Source organism: Dactylosporangium sp. NBC_01737 (assembly GCF_035963215.1).
Taxonomy (GTDB): Bacteria; Actinomycetota; Actinomycetes; order Mycobacteriales; family Micromonosporaceae; genus Dactylosporangium.
In genome coordinates, this window is sequence record NZ_CP109153.1 from 614933 (window position 1) to 630749 (window position 15817).

The window sequence follows — 15817 nt, forward strand, 5'->3', positions numbered from 1 at the left end:
GTGCTTTCAGGTTATTGAGGAGTTGCTCATCCGTTGTCCGACGAGTGTCCGGGGAAGAGATGCGCGGCCGGGTCGATGATCACGGCGGCGTTGTTGACGGCGGTCGCGGCCTCCCCGAAACCGACCGCGATCAGCCGGACCTTGCCCGGATACTCGCTGATGTCGCCGGCGGCGAACACCCGGGGCAGGTTCGTCGCGGTGGTCGAGTCGACCTTGATGTGGCGCTTGTCCAGCTCGAGGCCCCAGTCGGCCAGGGGGCCGAGGTCGGCGGTGAAGCCCAGCGCGGCCACGATCGAGTCGGCGGGCAGCGTGCGCGGACCGCCGCCCCGGACGGCGACCTCGACGCCGGTGCAGTGCCCGTCGCCGTGGATCCTCGTGACCTCGGCGTTGACGATGATCTCGATCGGCAACGCCTGCGCGCGGGCGACGGTCGAGGCGTGCGCGCGGAACTTCTCGCGGCGGTGCACGAGGGTCACCGACTTCGCGAGGGGCTGCAGGGCGAGGGCCCAGTCGAAGGCGGAGTCGCCGCCGCCGACGATGACCACGTCGTGCCCGGCGAGGTCGGCCAGGTGCGGCACGAAGAAGACCAGGCCGGAGCCGGTGAACCCGGCGGCGGCCGGCAGCGGGCGGGCGGTGAAGCTGCCCAGGCCGCCGGTGATGAGGATGGCCCCGCAGTGCAGGACGGTGCCGTCGGACAGGGTCAGCACGGGCCGCTCGTCCTCGTAGGCGAGGCCGTCGGCCCGCACGCCGAGCAGGTACTGGGGGTGGAACTGGTCGGCCTGCTCGACCAGGTTGGCGACCAGGTCCCGGCCGCGGATGCCCGGGAAACCCGCGACATCGAAGATCATCTTCTCGGGGTACATGGCCGTGACCTGCCCGCCGGGCTCCGGCAGGGCGTCGATCACCGCCGTGCTGAGCCCCCGGAAGCCGGCGTAGTACGCACCGAAGAGGCCGGCCGGTCCCGCGCCGACGATGGCCAGATCGACTTCCCGCATACGGGCACGCTATGCGGCATCGGTGCCGATGGCCAGTGGGCCGTCGGTGCGTCGCGGGCGCCTGCGCCGGAACAGCACCGCCGCCACGAGGCCGCCGATGAACCCGCACAGATGCCCCTGCCAGGAGACACCCTCCTCGCCGGGAAGGACACCGAAGAGCTGCCAGCCGTACAGCAGGCCGATGAGCACCCCGACGGCGATGTGCCACCAGCTGTGCTCGACGACGCCACGCATCAGGATCACGCCGAGGTAGCCGAAGATGACGCCGCTGGCGCCGACGACCACGGTGTCCGGGTCACCGATGAACCACACCCCGACCCCGGCGACGATCGCGATGAAGGCGGTCGTGAGCAGGAACCGGGTCGTCCCGGCGGCGAGGACGAACGTGCCGAGCAGGATCAGCGGGATGCTGTTGGCCAGCACGTGGGCGAAACCGGCGTGCAGGAACGGCGAGAAGACGATGCCGTCGAGCCCGTCGAGGTGGTGCGGCTTGATGCCGCCGTCCTGGTCGAGCCGCTCGCCGGTGAGCCGGTCGAGGAACTCGATCGCGAACAGCACCGGCACGAACGCACACATGGCGACGAAGGCCCGGCCCACGGCGGCGTAGAACGCCTCGGTGCCGAAGCGCGTGGGGTCGGCCTGCCGGGTCTCGTCGAGAGTCACGCCACTGTGGTAACAGGTCCACGGGAAACCCGCCACCCGTGTTCAGCGAGGTGGCGGGTTTCCTCCGGGTATGCCGTTCTTTTAGTACCAGCCGCTGGACTGGCTCTGCGCCCAGGCGGCGCAGGGCGTCTTGTAGCGGCCCTTGATGTAGCCCAGGCCCCACTTGATCTGGGTCTCGGGGTTCCACGACCAGTCACTGGCGACCGAGGCCATCTTCGACCCCGGGAGCGCCTGGGCGATGCCGTACGCCCCGGAGCTCTTGTTCTTCGCGGTCGTGGTCCAGTGGCTTTCCTTGTCCCAGAGCTTCTCCAGGCAGGGACCCATCTGGTCCATCCCGAAGCCGGCGACGTGCAGCAGCCCGCAGCCGCGCCACTTGTTGTCGCTCTTGGTCTTGTACACGTCGCACTCGGCGGGGATCGGGTAGGTCGGCGGGCCCAGGGTGCGTACGACGGACCGGCTCGCCTCCTCTTCCTTCTTCTTGCGTGCGGCGTCCTCGGCGGCCTTGGCCTGCGCGGCGGCGGCCGACGCGGCGTCCTGCGCCTTGCTCTGCGCGGACGCCTGCTCGGATGCCTGCCCGGCGCTCGGGCTGCCCGACGGGCCGCCGGAGGCATGTGGGAGCGCGACGTCGGCGGCGGTGTTGACCGGGTCGGCCTGCTTGCCGCTGTCCCAGTTGGCGACGACCAGGCCGCCCACCAGCGCCGCGACCAGCGCAAGGGCCGCGATGGCCCGCACCTTGCCGACCCGGCGCCACAACAGAGTCACAACATCCATGGCTAGTACCAACCCGAACTCTGGCTGTGCGCCCACGCACCGCACGGCGTCTTGTAGCGGCGCTTGATGTAGCTCAGGCCCCACTTGATCTGGGTCTTCGCGTCCGTCTCCCACTCGGACCCGTAGGCGGCCATCTGGTCACCGGGCAACGCCTGGGGGATGCCGTGGGCGCCACTGCTCTTGTTGTGGGCCTTCGGGTTCCACCCGCTCTCCTTGGTCCAGAGCTTGTCCAGGCAGGGCATCTGGTCGAGCGCGAAGCCGGCGGCGACCATCTCGGTGCAGCCGATGTTCCTGTTACCCGTGTACACGCCGCACGAGGCGGGAGCGGGATACGGCGCGCGCGTGTTGGACCGGCTCGCCTCTTCTTCCTTCTTCTTGCGTGCGGCGTCCTCGGCGGCCTTGGCCTGCGCGGCGGCGGCCGACGCGGCGTCCTGCGCCTTGCTCTGCGCGGAGGCCTGCTCCGACGCCTGCCCGGCGCTCGGCGAGCCCGAGGTTCGCGGAAGCGAAGCGGCGTCGGCGGCCTTGACCGGCTCTGCCGTCGCGTTGTGCTGGGTCTGTCGGTTGGCAATGAGCAGACCACCGGCGAGTCCCGCAACCAGCACGAGAACCGCGAAGGCCCTGACCTTGCCGACCCGCTGCCACAGCCGGATCACGAAGGTATCCATTCGTCGGGGACATGGTCGGTGCACGGCCCGGACGGGCGCCCGCTGCGCTGAGCGGACACTCGTCCGGGCCGGTGACGCACCGTGAGCGCCTGATGCCGAGGTGCCTGGAAGCTCGTCGGCGTCACGCGCTCGTTCCCCACCATCGCCTAGTGCATTCGCGGGTGAGAACCCAAACGGTACCTTCTGTGATTTTAATCACGTGACAATTGGGACTCTTTTGCTCAAGTCACCGCTCGAACGGGAGGTCCTCCAGGAGGTCCGTGACGACCTCGGCAATCGGTGAACGCTCCGAGCGGGTCAAGGTCACGTGCGCGAAGATCGGATGGCCCTTGAGCGCCTCGATCACCGCCGCGATGCCGTCGTGCCGGCCGACCCGCAGGTTGTCACGCTGAGCGACGTCGTGGGTCAGCACGACCCGCGAGTTGCTGCCGATGCGGGACAGTACGGTGAGCAGGACGCCGCGCTCCAGCGACTGGGCCTCGTCGACGATCACGAACGCGTCGTGCAGGCTGCGGCCCCGGATGTGGGTCAGCGGCAGGACCTCGAGCATGCCGCGGGCCGCCACCTCCTCCATCACGTTGTCGTGCACCAGCGAGCCGAGGGTGTCGAAGACCGCCTGCGCCCAGGGCGACATCTTCTCCGCGGCGTCGCCGGGCAGGTAGCCCAGCTCCTGGCCGCCGACCGCGTACAGCGGCCGGAAGACGATCACCTTCTTGTGCTTGCGCCGCTCCATGACCTGCTCCAGGCCCGCGCAGAGCGCCAGCGCCGACTTGCCGGTGCCGGCCCGGCCGCCCATCGACACGATGCCGATCGACTCGTCCAGCAACAGGTCCAGCGCGATGCGCTGCTCCGCGGAGCGGCCCCGCACCCCGAACGCCTCGCGGTCGCCGCGGACCAGCCGCACCGACTTGTCCACGCAGACCCGCCCCAGGGCGGAGCCGTTCTGCGAGGTGAGGACCAGGCCGGTGTGCACGGGCAGGTCGCCGGCGCCGTCGAGGTCGATCGCCTCGCCCGCGTACAGCCGCTTCACGTCGTCCTCGGCGATGCCGAGCTCGACCATGCCCGTGTAGCTCTGGTTCGTCGCCGGGCCGGGCTGGTACTCGTCCGCTGCCAGGCCGACCGAGCCGGCCTTGACCCGCAGCGGCATGTCCTTGGTGACCAGCAGGACGTCCTTGCCCTCGGCGGCCAGTGCCAGCGCCACGGCGAGGATGCGGGCGTCGTCGGTGTCGGCCCGGAACCCGGCCGGCAGCACGTTCTGATTGGCGTGGTTGAGCTCCACCCACAGGGTGCCGCCCGCGTCGGTCAGGGGCAGCGGCTGGTCGAGCCGCCCGTGCTTGGCCCGCAGGTCGTCAAGGAACCGCAGCGAACGCCGCGCGAAGTAGCCGAGCTCTGGATGGTGCCGCTTGCCCTCCAATTCGGAGATGACGACCAGGGGCAGAACCACGTCGTGCTCCCCGAAGCGCAGGAACGCGCCCGGGTCGGCCAGCAGCACCGAGGTGTCCAGCACGAACGTGCGGCGCGCGACCTCGGGCTCGGCCTTCTTCCGGGTGCGCCGGACCGGCTTGACCGGCTCGGCGGCGTCCGCAGGGGCGGCGCCCGCCGGCTGGGCCTTCGCGGCACGACTGCGAGGAGCGGGACTGGAATCAGAGGGACTGCGGCGAACGGTCACGGGATCTCCGGGGACGGGCACCTCGCCGCCCGCACTCGCGTCCTCCGACGCCCGCACGGGGTCGGGTGCTTGGCCCCGTGGCTTCACATGGATCGCTCGGTCCGGGCCTCGGATGGCCGGGAAAACCCCTAGCCACAGCACAGACGCTAACCGCTGCAAGCAAAATCCACTAGATCGAGTCGTTGATTGCCGGCGAACGCCCGCCTTGTGAGGTACGCCCCGCCACCCACACGTTGCGCGAAATCTTCAGTACGCTGAGGATATGGCGGCCCCTGACACTGCACGCTCCCGCGCGGCCATCCTCCAGCTGACCGCGGAGCGAGCCGGGCACTGCGCCTTCTTCTTCGATTTCGACGGCACCCTCGCACCGATCCAGGAAGATCCCGACACGGTCCATCCGGCCGACGGCATCGTCGAGATCCTCGGCGAGCTCAACCGGCGCCTCGGCAAGGTCGTCATCGTCTCCGCCAGGCCCGCGGACTTCCTGCGCCAGCGCTTCGCCGCGCTGCCCGACGTGGCCGTCTTCGGCCTCTACGGCCTGGAGGTCCAGCGCCCCGGCGGCCTGGTCGAGACCGACCCGAGCGCCGCGCCGTTCGTGCAGGTCATGAGCGACCTGGCCGACCGCGCACGGATGGAGCTGCCGGCGGGCACCCGGGTGGAGTACAAGCGGCTGTCCGTCGCCGTGCACTACCGCAACGCGCCGCACCTCGGCCCCGAAGTCGAGCAGTGGGGCAAGGAGCGGGCCAGCGAGCTGGGCCTGCGCCTGCAGGCGGGCCGCATGGTCGTGGAGCTCAAGCCCCCCGGCCAGCGCGACAAGGGCAGCGTCCTGCGCGAGGAGACCGAGGGGCACAGCTGCGCCTGGTATTTCGGCGACGACGTCGCCGACCTGCGGGCGTTCGACGCCCTGACGGCCCGCGAGGAGGCCGATCCCGACTTCGTGGGGGTCCGGGTGGCGGTCGCCAACGCCGAGAGCGGCCACGCCCTCATCGAGGCCGCCGACATCCACGTCGACTCCCCCGAGGACGTCCCGGCGCTGCTGCGCTCCATTCTCGACCAGCTGCCGTAACACCCGCCGCCTTCGCGTTGCGGTTCGCGTGGGTGGTGGTCATGCCCGTAATAGAAGATCCATCACGGCTGCGGCCTTCGTGGTTCCGCGCAACCTCCGGCGGCGCAACTGGGTAGCGCGGTCACCGTCCGTGCCGTGCCTGGGGTGATGCCAAGCCAGGTCCGTCGAGGTCGTCATTCGGTGCTACAACACCGTCGCCGGATTCAAGAACAAGGACAAATCACCCATACCGCAGCACCGACGTCGCCCCGTGCCAAGATCTACGATCTTGGGCGCTTGATCGAAGGATCCGGGTGGCCGTCCGGACGACCACAGGGCGCCTTCGATCATGAGCGGGGACAGAAGATCGCCGCCCAAGCGCTGGTACTCCCCAGTCCAGTGATCGCTGGTTTTCGCTTTTCTGACCAGCGACGGTGTTGTAGCACCGAATGACGCGCCCGACGGCGCTGGATCATGTGAGTTCGGACCTGGCTTGGTAGAACCCCAGGCACGGCACGGACGGTGACCGCGCTACCTGTCCGCGCCGCCGAAGGCTGCGCGAAACCACCGAGCCCCGAGGACCGACACCAGGAACCACTCCAAGCGGCGTACCCCCAAGCGGACGCTCAACAGAAAGACGAAAACGCGATCTTGGGGGAGTACCGATCAAGCCCCATAACGACGCTGGCGGTTGGCGTAGGAGCGCAGGGCGCGCAGGAAGTCGACGCGGCGGAAGCTGGGCCAGTGCACGTCGCAGAAGTAGAACTCCGAGTGGGCGCTCTGCCACAGCAGGAAGCCTGACAGCCGCTGCTCGCCGCTGGTGCGGATGACCAGGTCGGGGTCGGGCAGGCCGCGCGTGTACAGGTGGTCGGAGATGTGGTCGACGTCGAGGATCTCGGCGAGCTCCTCGATGGAGGTGCCCGCCTTCGCGTGCTCGTGCAGCAGGGAGCGGACCGCGTCGGCGATCTCGCGGCGGCCGCCGTAGCCGACGGCGAGGCTGACCTGCGCCCCGCCGGTGCGGCTGACGGTGCGCTCCTCGGCGGCCTTCAGCGACTGCGCGCTGGCGGTCGGGAGCAGGTCCAGGGCACCGACCATGCGCAGCTGCCAGGGGTTGCCGTCGGCGGCGAGCTCGGCGGCGAGGTTCTCGATGATCTGCAGCAGCGGGTCGAGCTCGGCGGAGGGCCGGGACAGGTTGTCGGTCGACAGCAGCCACAGCGTGACGTGCGAGACGGTCGCCCCGTCGCACCAGCGCAGCAGCTCCTTGATCCGCTCGGCGCCGACGCGATGGCCGTCGTTGGGGTCGACGTAGCCCATCTCGCGCGCCCAGCGCCGGTTGCCGTCGACGATCACCCCGACGTGTCGCGGCTGAGGTTTGCCGTGCAGCCGTCGGGCGAGACGCTTCTCGTACAACGAATACACCACGTCACGCAGGCCCACGGTCGAGAAGAGTAGCGACCTACCGGGCAAAACAACACCGTCAGCCGTGCACCGGACACTGCTGAACGGCGGGTGGGAGGGCGGCCGATCTCCCGACTGACCGGCCGCCGACCAGGGTCTATACGGCGTCTGCGGCGTCCAGTCGGGCCTTCAGCGCGTCCAGCTCGGCCCAGAGCACGCCGGGCAGTTTGTCACCGAACCGCTCGAACCACTCGACCACCTGGGGGACCTCGGCGCGCCATTCGTCGGCATCGACCCGCAGGACCAGCGACAGGTCCTCGGCCGTCAGGTCCAGCCCGTCGACGTCGAGCGAGCCGGGCGCCGGCACCCGGCCGATCGGGGTCTCCACCGCCGCCGCGGTGCCCTCGATGCGCTCGACGACCCACTTCAGCACGCGGGCGTTCTCGCCGAAGCCGGGCCACAGGAAGCGGCCGTCGTCGCCGCGGCGGAACCAGTTGACGTAGAAGATCCGGGGCAGCTTCGTGGCGTCGCCGTCGACGCCCTTGCCCATCTCGATCCAGTGCGCGAAGTAGTCGCCGGCGTTGTAGCCGATGAACGGCAGCATGGCCATCGGGTCGCGGCGGACCACGCCGACCTTGCCGGCGGCCGCGGCCGTGGTCTCGCTGGACAGGGTCGCGCCGAGGTAGACGCCGTGCACCCAGTCGCGGGCCTCCGTGACCAGCGGGATCGTGGTCTTGCGCCGGCCGCCGAAGAGGATCGCGTCGATCGGCACGCCGCGCGGGTCGGCGTACTCGTCGGCGAGAATCGGGCACTGCTCGATCGGGGTGCAGAAGCGCGAGTTCGGGTGCGACGACGGCTCGTCGGAGTCCGGCGTCCAGTCGCGGCCCTTCCAGTCGGTGAGGTGCGCGGGCGGCTCGCCCATGCCCTCCCACCAGATGTCGCCGTCGTCGGTCATCGCCACGTTGGTGAAGACCGAGTTGCCCTTCGCCAGGGTGCGCATCGCGTTGGGGTTGGTCTTCCAGTCGGTGCCGGGCGCGACGCCGAACAGGCCGAACTCGGGGTTGACGGCGTAGAGGCGGCCGTCCTCGCCGAAGCGCATCCAGGCGATGTCGTCGCCGAGCGTCTCGACCTTCCAGCCGGGGATGGTCGGCTCCAGCATCGCCAGGTTGGTCTTGCCGCAGGCGCTGGGGAACGCGGCCGCGACGTACTTGACCTGCTTGCTCGGGCCGGTCAGCTTCAGGATCAGCATGTGCTCGGCGAGCCAGCCCTCGTCGCGGCCCATGACGCTGGCGATGCGCAGCGAGAAGCACTTCTTGCCCAGCAGCGAGTTGCCGCCGTAGCCGGAGCCGTAGCTCCAGATCTCGCGGCTCTCGGGGAAGTGGGAGATGTACTTGGTGTCGCTGCACGGCCAGGCGACGTCGTCCTGCCCGGGGGCGAGCGGTGCGCCCACCGAGTGCAGGCAGGGCACGAACGTGGCGTCGGAGCCCATCCGGTCGAGCACGTCGGCGCCCATCCGCGTCATGATGCGCATGGAGGCCACCACGTACGGCGAGTCGGTCAGTTCGACGCCGAACATCGGCTGCTCCGCGGTGAGCGGGCCCATGCAGAACGGCACGACGTACATCGTGCGACCGCGCATCGAGCCGTCGTAGAGCTCCGTCATGACCCGCTTCATCTCCGCGGGGGCCATCCAGTTGTTCGTCGGGCCGGCGTCCGCCTCGTCGGCGGAGCAGATGAAGGTGCGCTCCTCGACCCGGGCGACGTCGGACGGGTCGGTGCGGGCCCAGAAGGAGTTGGGCTTCTGCCGCAGCCGCACCAGCACCTGCTTGTCGACCAGCTCGTCGGTGATGCGGCGCCACTCCCCCTCGGAGCCGTCGCACCAGACGACGCGGTCGGGTCTGGTGAGCTCGGCGACCTCGCGAACCCACGCGAGCAGCTTGGGGTGGGCGGTGGGTGCCTGGTCGAGGCCGGGGACGGTGACCGGTGCGGACATGTTCGAGATCTCCTCGTGGTCGGCGTTGACCTGGGCTTTCAGGGGCTTCGCGCATATGCCGAAGCACGGCGCGCGATGCTGCGAGCGGCCGTGGAAACGTTCAACTGATTTCCCTCAGCGTAAACCGGCCGCGGGTGGCGGGCAGTGTGAGAGCTTGTGAAACCTTGCACAAGGGCCGGAGAATCTCGCACCCGTTCGCAGAATCACGCGTGAACTTTTCGTCAACCGCGCACCAACGCGCAAAGCATGCGGTCTGCGGTCGGTGTGTCCGCTGAGGTCATCGGTGCCGTACCCTCTGCGACGTGACGGAACTGCAGTCGGTGGCGACCGAGCCGGGCCCGGGCGGCCTGCGTGGACTGTTCGCCCGCTTCGAGCACCTGGTCCGCGAGCTGGGCAAGTTCGGCACGGTCGGGATCGTGGCGTTCGTGGTGGACGTGGCCATCTTCAACGTGCTGCTCTTCAGCGGCACGCCCACGCTGGTGGCCAAGACGATCTCCACCGTGGTCGCCGCGACGGTCGCCTTCATCGGCAACCGGTTCTGGACCTGGCGCGACCGGGAGCGGACCAACCTGCGCCGTGAATACAGCCTGTACTTCCTGTTCAACCTGGTCGGCCTGATCATCGGCCTGGCGTGCCTGTGGGCGAGCCACTACGGCCTGGGCTCGATCTGGCCGTTCTTCCAGGGCAAACTCGCCGACAACATCGCGGCCAACGTGGTCGGCATGGCGTTCGGCACGCTGTTCCGCTTCTGGTCCTACCGGAACATTGTTTTCCGCAAGACCGCCGAACCGGCCTGACGCCGCTTAAACTCGGCAGCAGGTAACAGCCCGGTTGCGCAGTGGTCAAGATGCGGGTGAGCTGCCCCGCAGTCTGCGGTGTATCCGGGGCGATGCTTGGCGACCTACCGTAAGGTTGCACGGTGCGCCTAGCCAGCAACCTCCGCGACCGGTTCGTCCCCGAGCGGCACCGCTCGCTCGTCACCGAACTGTTCAAGTTCCTGGCGGTCGGTGGGATCAACACGATCATCGACTTCGCGGTGCTCAACCTGCTGCTGTCGATCGGCCCGCTCAAGGCGAAGATCGTCGCTGCGGTGGTCGCGACGACCGCGTCCTACATCCTGAACCGGCAGTGGACCTACCAGCGCAGCGACCGCAAGAGCCTGCGCCGGGAATACACGCTGTTCTTCGCGCTCAACGGCGTCGGCCTGCTGATCCAGAGCTCGGTGCTCGCCGTGGCCAAGTACGGGCTGGGCTTCAGCGAGACCAACAGCGACGACCGGCTCGCGTTCAACATCGCCAGCGCGGTCGGTATCGGCATCGCGATGGTGTTCCGCTTCTGGGCATACCGGACGTTCGTGTTCCACACGCCGGTCGTCTCGGACGACCCGCAGGTGATCGCGGACGCCGAGCTGGAGGCCGAAGTGGAGGCCCTGGAGGTCGCGCTGACCGAGGTCGCGGTCGCGCCCGGCCCGCGCCACTCGCACGACGACGACGAGCTGACCCTCGACGAGCTGGAGTCACCCGCCGGTCACCGCTGAGCCCGGCCGGGCCATCGCTGCGCCGGCTCTGCCCGAGCCGGCGCAGCGATCACGGGCGCACCGTCAGTCGTTCTTGATCTCGTCGACGAGGGCCTGACGGTCGTCGTCGCCGAAGGTGTGCTTCTGCCGGTCGGCGTCGACCAGCTCGTAGAGCATGCTCTGGGTCTTCTCCACCTGCGGGATGTCGGTGAGCTGGACCTGGCCCCGCTCGCCGGCCGACTCGATCGTCAGCGTGCCGCAGCCGAGCATCCGCTCGAACAGCGAGTGCGAGAACGACACGTCGTTGACCCGGCCCAGCGGGATGTCGCGGCCGCTGCGCGAGAACACGCCGCTGCGCATGATCACCCGCTCGTTGGTGAAGACGTAGTGCGTGGTCTTCCACTTGATCCATGGCCACACGGTGACCACGAGCACCACCACCAGGCCGACTCCGGCCGTGATCAGCGTGCCGATCGTGCCCACACCCGTGAACAGGGAAATGGCCACGACCGCGGCGGCGGTGAGGACGAACCACAGCACCGGCAGGAACAGTGCCTTCCAGTGGGGGTGCAGGTGCAGCACCACCTGCTCGTCCTTGGTCAGGACGCTTTCCGGGAACCCCACGCCAACCTCCTCGTTCATGAATGTCGAGGTGAGGCTAGACCCTTCGCGGCGCGCCCGACATTGGCCTACCCGGTCGTCATCCGGTCATCTCAGGGCGCACGTGCACCACGTCGCCGGCCGCGACCGTGTGCACCAGCTCCGCAGGGTCCGTGACCTGCAGCCGGCCGTCGAGGTCGATGCCGGTGGCGACGCCGGTCAGGGCCGTCCCGCCGGGCAGTTCGACCCGCACCCGGCGGCCGATCGTGCCGCAGTGGAAGAGGTACGCCTCCCGGATCCCGTCGTCGTCGCCGGACTGCCATCGCGCGTACACCTCCTCGAAGCTGCGCAGCAGCGCGCGCAGCAGCGGGTCACGGTCGGCGCTCGCGGCACCGGCCAGGGCGAGGGACGTCGCGTCGGGGCGGGGCAGCTCGTGCACGCGCAGCGTGGTGTTGAGCCCGATCCCCACCACCACGGCGCCGCCGCCGACGCCCTCGGCGAGGATCCCGGCGGTCTTGCGGTCGCCCTGCAGCAACAGGTCGTTGGGCCATTTCAGGTACGCGTCGAGGCGGGCCACCCGCCGCACCGACTCGGCGAGCGCCACCCCGGCCAGCAACGGCAGCCAGCCCCAGCGGGCCGACGGCACCACGGGGCGCAGCAGGATGCTCAGCGCCAGCCCGGCCCGCGGCGGCGACTGCCACTGCCGGCCCAGCCGGCCACGCCCCGCGGTCTGCCGCTCGGCGACGATCACCAGACCCTCGGCGGCGCCGTCCCGGGCGGCGGCGGCCACATCGGCGTTGGTCGAGCCGGTCTCCTCGACCAGGCGCAGGTCCGTCCAGAACCCGCCCGGGACGACCAGCGCGCGCCGGAGCGCGGCCGCGTGCAGCGGGGGGCGCTCGAGATCGCTGTAGCCGGTGGAAATGTTCACAGGTCGACCGTATCCCCGCGCGATTACGATGCCGAACGTGACGATTGAGCAGGTTGGTGTCGGCGCGGACATCCACACGACCGCCGGGAAGCTGGCCGACCTGGGCCGGCGCACCGACGAGGCGGTCCACGCGGGCTCGGCCCGGGCGGTGGAGAAGCAGCACGCCAGGGGCAAGAAGACCGCCCGGGAGCGCATCGATCTGCTGCTGGACCCGGGCTCGTTCGTGGAGCTCGACGAGCTCGCCCGGCACCGGTCGACCAACTTCGGCATGGAGCAGTCCCGGCCGTACGGCGACGGGGTGGTCACCGGCTACGGCACCGTCGACGGGCGCCAGATCTGCGTGTTCGCGCAGGACTTCACGATCTTCGGTGGCAGCCTCGGCGAGGTTTTCGGCGAGAAGATCGTGAAGGTCATGGACCTGGCGATGAAGATCGGCTGCCCGGTCGTGGGGATCAACGACTCCGGTGGCGCCCGCATCCAGGAGGGCGTCGTCTCGCTCGGCCTGTACGGGGAGATCTTCTTCCGCAACGTGCGGGCGTCCGGCGTGATCCCGCAGATCTCGCTGATCATGGGCCCGTGCGCAGGCGGCGCGGTCTACTCCCCCGCCGTCACCGACTTCACCGTGATGGTCGACCAGACCTCGCACATGTTCATCACCGGCCCCGACGTGATCAAGACGGTGACCGGCGAGGACGTCGAGTTCGAGGAGCTGGGCGGGGCGCGGACGCACAACACGAAGTCCGGCAACGCGCACTACCTCGCCTCCGACGAGGACGACGCGATCGAGTACGTGAAGGCGCTGCTGTCCTACCTGCCGTCCAACAACATGGACGACGTGCCGGTCGTGCCGCTGCCGGCGTCCCTGGAGGTCTCCGAGGACGACCTGGCGCTGGACACCGTCATCCCGGACTCGGCGAACCAGCCGTACGACATGCACACCGTCATCGAGTCGGTGGTCGAGGACTTCCTCGAGGTGCAGCCGCTGTTCGCGCAGAACATCCTGATCGGCTTCGGCCGGGTCGAGGGCCACCCGGTCGGCGTCGTGGCCAACCAGCCGATGCACTTCGCCGGCTGCCTGGACATCGACGCGTCGGAGAAGGCCGCGCGGTTCGTGCGGACCTGCGACGCGTTCAACATCCCGATCATCACCTTCGTCGACGTGCCGGGCTTCCTGCCCGGCGCCAGCCAGGAGTGGGACGGCATCATCCGGCGCGGTGCGAAGCTCATCTACGCCTACGCCGAGGCCACCGTCCCCAAGGTCACCGTCATCACCCGCAAGGCGTACGGCGGCGCGTATGACGTCATGGGCTCCAAGCACCTGGGCGCCGACCTCAACTTCGCCTGGCCGACGGCGCAGATCGCGGTCATGGGCGCGCAGGGCGCGGTCAACATCCTGTACCGCCAGGAGCTGCGCGACGCGAAGGACCCCGCCGCCCTGCGCGCCGAGCTGATCCAGGAGTACGAGGACACCCTCGCGAACCCGTACGTGGCGGCGGAGCGCGGCTACATCGACGGGGTCATCCCGCCCTCGACCACTCGGGTGGAGATCGTGCGGGCGCTGCGGCTGCTGCGGACCAAACGGGAGACCCTGCCCCCGAAGAAGCACGGCAACATCCCGCTGTGACACCGCGTCAGGCGGCGTCACAGCGTCAGGCAGTGACGCCGCGTCAGGCAATGATTCTGAAGGACGCCTGGACGATGTTGAACTTGTTCACGGTGGCGAAGTCGTCCCACAACCCGTCCGGGGTCTGCCAGTAGATGGCGTGACCCCGGCCGGGGTTGACCCGGCAGCCGATGTTGGAGATGTGCAGGCGCCCGCTCGGTGCCGTGTACCGCCACTGCCAGTCCGCGCAGGCCCAGTCGTCGCGGAAGGTGAACGGCTGGATGTGGACCCGCTCGTAGTCGGCGTAGAGCCTGTCCCTGAGCCGCGCCGCCTCCTGGTCGGTCCAGTCGGCGACCGGGTCTCCCTGCGGCGGCTTGAACGACGTGTCGATCGCCATCTCCCACCGCCCGTCGAGCGGGTCGGTGAAGGAGATCATCGACGGGTAGTTGGGCTTCTTGACCGAGCGCACCCAGCCGTTGGGGACGGCGACCGCCCAGCCGTACTTGTCGTCGGTCTCGTAGTGGAACCCTGGCGGCAGGTCCATCACGGTCGCCCCGATGCTGCCGCGGACCTGCGGTGACACGCTCGGGGTCGGGCTCGCCGAGCCGGGTGTGGCCGGCCCGGCCGGCAGACCGGTGGCCTGCGCGCCGGTCGGCTGGGTCTGCCGCGGGTCGTCGTCGCCGGAGTCGGCGACGACGACGCTGACCCCGACGAACAGGGTCAGCGCGACGAGGACGCCCACGATCCAGCGGCCGCGGTGCTGCCCGGGCGGGACGGTGTCGAAGGCACCGCTGTCGTCGCCGGCCCCGACCACCTCGGGTGCCGCACCGGGCCGCGGGTTGCGCGAGTAGAGACCGGCGCCGACGGGCGGCGGCACCGTCGCGCTGCCCCTCGCCTTGCCGGGGAACTCGATCGGCGGCGCCTGGCCCTGGTGCATGGCCCCGGCCTCGGACGGCGCGGGGCTCGCCTGCTCCAGGCCCGCCGGCGGCGAGCTGACGGGTGCCTCGAACGGCGACGCCCCGCCGAGCGGGTGCGAGGAGTTGCGTCCGGAGCCGCGCGATGCGCCGCTGGAGGCGCTGCGCAGCCCGGTTGAGTGCCCCTCCCGGGACCGGCGCGGCCGCGGCAGTGTCCACGACCAGGCCCGGCCTTCACCGGAGACGGCGCGCTGCAGCAGCCGCTCCGTCTCGGCCACGCCGGCGCGGGCCTTCGGGTCCTTGCGCAGCAGCGCGTTGAGGACCGGCTTGAGCACGCCCGCGCGGGTCGCCGGGTCCGGGTCCTCGGTCGCCAGGGCGGTCAGCGTCGCATAGGTGGTGGAGCGCGCATACGGTGAGCGGCCCTCGACGGCGGCGTAGAGCGTGGCGCCGAGCGACCACAGGTCGGACTCCGGCCCGGAGATGCCCTCCCGGGCGCGCTCCGGCGAGATGTACTGCGGCGAGCCCAGGATCAGCCCGGGGCGGGTGACCGCGCCGTCGCCGCCCTCGAAGACGGCGAGGCCGAAGTCGGTGAGCACCACCCGGCCGGTGTCGGCGAGCAGCACGTTGCCGGGTTTGACGTCGCGGTGCAGCACCCCGGCAGCATGCGCGGCCTTCAGCGCGTTGAGCACGGCGAGGCCGATCTGCGCGGCCCGCTCCGGCGGCAGCGGCCCGTCGTCGGTGATCACCTGGTGCAGCGAGCGCGACGGCACGTATTCCATCACGATCCACGGCGCCTGCTCGGACTGCACGACGTCGTAGATCCGCACCACGTTGGCGTCGTTGAGCCGGGCCGCGGCGCGGGCCTCGCGCAGGGTGCGCAGCCGCAGCTCCTCGCGCTCCTGCTCGGTCAGCCCCTCGGGCGGGATGACCTCCTTGATCGCCACGTCCCGGCGGAGCATCTCGTCGCGGGCCAGCCACACCCGGCCCATGCCACCGGCACCGAGCGACTCGATCAGTCGGTAACGCTCGGCGATCAGGGATCTGGACTGCATCATCA

Annotated in this window: 14 protein-coding genes; 4 read left to right on the forward strand and 10 right to left on the reverse strand. The window is 70.0% G+C overall.

Features of this window, described 5'->3' with window-relative positions:
- Window positions 1-26: 26 nt before the first annotated feature.
- The 5 genes from OHA72_RS02810 to OHA72_RS02830 all read right to left on the reverse strand — a co-directional run bounded on the left by OHA72_RS02810 (window position 27) and on the right by OHA72_RS02830 (window position 4763).
- Window positions 27-995, reverse strand: a complete 969-nt coding sequence (locus tag OHA72_RS02810; protein WP_327006298.1) for an NAD(P)/FAD-dependent oxidoreductase — start codon at window positions 993-995, stop codon at window positions 27-29.
- A gap of 9 nt (window positions 996-1004) precedes the next feature.
- Window positions 1005-1658, reverse strand: a complete 654-nt coding sequence (locus OHA72_RS02815; RefSeq protein WP_327006299.1) for a rhomboid family intramembrane serine protease — start codon at window positions 1656-1658, stop codon at window positions 1005-1007.
- Between the two features lie 81 nt (window positions 1659-1739).
- Entirely contained in the window at window positions 1740-2429 is a 690-nt protein-coding gene (locus OHA72_RS02820; RefSeq protein ID WP_327006300.1) for an aggregation-promoting factor C-terminal-like domain-containing protein, read from the reverse strand.
- 2 nt (window positions 2430-2431) lie between these two features.
- The gene (locus OHA72_RS02825) at window positions 2432-3094 is read right to left on the reverse strand and encodes an aggregation-promoting factor C-terminal-like domain-containing protein (RefSeq protein ID WP_327006301.1); all 663 of its coding nucleotides are present in this window, start codon (window positions 3092-3094) and stop codon (window positions 2432-2434) included.
- A 226-nt stretch (window positions 3095-3320) separates the two neighbouring features.
- Complete coding sequence (locus tag OHA72_RS02830; RefSeq protein ID WP_442788495.1) at window positions 3321-4763, reverse strand: RNA 5'-3' helicase PhoH2; 1443 nt, start codon at window positions 4761-4763, stop codon at window positions 3321-3323.
- Between the two features lie 262 nt (window positions 4764-5025).
- Between OHA72_RS02830 and otsB the strand changes: the two genes are divergently transcribed.
- A complete protein-coding gene (otsB, locus tag OHA72_RS02835) occupies window positions 5026-5829 on the forward strand; it encodes a trehalose-phosphatase (protein ID WP_327006302.1) in 804 nt (267 codons plus the stop codon).
- Between the two features lie 645 nt (window positions 5830-6474).
- On the opposite strand, the gene OHA72_RS02840 is transcribed toward otsB, so the two are convergent.
- On the reverse strand, window positions 6475-7245 hold the full coding sequence (locus tag OHA72_RS02840; RefSeq protein ID WP_327006303.1) for an isoprenyl transferase: 771 nt from the start codon (window positions 7243-7245) through the stop codon (window positions 6475-6477).
- A gap of 118 nt (window positions 7246-7363) precedes the next feature.
- Complete coding sequence (locus OHA72_RS02845; protein WP_327006304.1) at window positions 7364-9199, reverse strand: phosphoenolpyruvate carboxykinase (GTP); 1836 nt, start codon at window positions 9197-9199, stop codon at window positions 7364-7366.
- 302 nt (window positions 9200-9501) lie between these two features.
- On the opposite strand from OHA72_RS02845, the gene OHA72_RS02850 reads away from it, so the two are divergent.
- Both OHA72_RS02850 and OHA72_RS02855 read left to right on the forward strand, forming a co-directional pair.
- On the forward strand, window positions 9502-9996 hold the full coding sequence (locus tag OHA72_RS02850) for a GtrA family protein (protein WP_442788496.1): 495 nt from the start codon (window positions 9502-9504) through the stop codon (window positions 9994-9996).
- Between the two features lie 122 nt (window positions 9997-10118).
- On the forward strand, window positions 10119-10736 hold the full coding sequence (locus tag OHA72_RS02855; RefSeq protein ID WP_327006305.1) for a GtrA family protein: 618 nt from the start codon (window positions 10119-10121) through the stop codon (window positions 10734-10736).
- A 63-nt stretch (window positions 10737-10799) separates the two neighbouring features.
- On the opposite strand, the gene OHA72_RS02860 is transcribed toward OHA72_RS02855, so the two are convergent.
- Both OHA72_RS02860 and OHA72_RS02865 read right to left on the reverse strand, forming a co-directional pair.
- Window positions 10800-11339 (reverse strand): PH domain-containing protein, encoded by a 540-nt coding sequence (locus OHA72_RS02860; RefSeq protein WP_327006306.1) that lies wholly within the window; start codon window positions 11337-11339, stop codon window positions 10800-10802.
- A 76-nt stretch (window positions 11340-11415) separates the two neighbouring features.
- On the reverse strand, window positions 11416-12237 hold the full coding sequence (locus OHA72_RS02865; RefSeq protein ID WP_327011431.1) for a biotin--[acetyl-CoA-carboxylase] ligase: 822 nt from the start codon (window positions 12235-12237) through the stop codon (window positions 11416-11418).
- Between the two features lie 34 nt (window positions 12238-12271).
- Here OHA72_RS02865 and OHA72_RS02870 point away from each other — a divergent pair, with 34 nt between their 5' ends.
- Entirely contained in the window at window positions 12272-13867 is a 1596-nt protein-coding gene (locus tag OHA72_RS02870) for an acyl-CoA carboxylase subunit beta (RefSeq protein WP_442788497.1), read from the forward strand.
- Between the two features lie 43 nt (window positions 13868-13910).
- On the opposite strand, the gene OHA72_RS02875 is transcribed toward OHA72_RS02870, so the two are convergent.
- Window positions 13911-15815 (reverse strand): serine/threonine-protein kinase, encoded by a 1905-nt coding sequence (locus OHA72_RS02875; RefSeq protein WP_327006307.1) that lies wholly within the window; start codon window positions 15813-15815, stop codon window positions 13911-13913.
- Between the last annotated feature and the right edge of the window lie 2 nt (window positions 15816-15817).

What these genes read in the sequence shown, in the direction of transcription:
- OHA72_RS02845 (WP_327006304.1), bottom strand. Translation starts at nt 9,199, where the DNA reads ATGTCCGCACCGGTCACCGTCCCCGGCCTCGACCAGGCACCCACCGCC.
- OHA72_RS02825 (WP_327006301.1), bottom strand. Translation starts at nt 3,094, where the DNA reads ATGGATACCTTCGTGATCCGGCTGTGGCAGCGGGTCGGCAAGGTCAGG.
- OHA72_RS02820 (WP_327006300.1), bottom strand. Translation starts at nt 2,429, where the DNA reads ATGGATGTTGTGACTCTGTTGTGGCGCCGGGTCGGCAAGGTGCGGGCC.
- OHA72_RS02870 (WP_442788497.1), top strand. Translation starts at nt 12,272, where the DNA reads ATGCCGAACGTGACGATTGAGCAGGTTGGTGTCGGCGCGGACATCCAC.
- otsB (WP_327006302.1), top strand. Translation starts at nt 5,026, where the DNA reads ATGGCGGCCCCTGACACTGCACGCTCCCGCGCGGCCATCCTCCAGCTG.
- OHA72_RS02810 (WP_327006298.1), bottom strand. Translation starts at nt 995, where the DNA reads ATGCGGGAAGTCGATCTGGCCATCGTCGGCGCGGGACCGGCCGGCCTC.
- OHA72_RS02875 (WP_327006307.1), bottom strand. Translation starts at nt 15,815, where the DNA reads ATGATGCAGTCCAGATCCCTGATCGCCGAGCGTTACCGACTGATCGAG.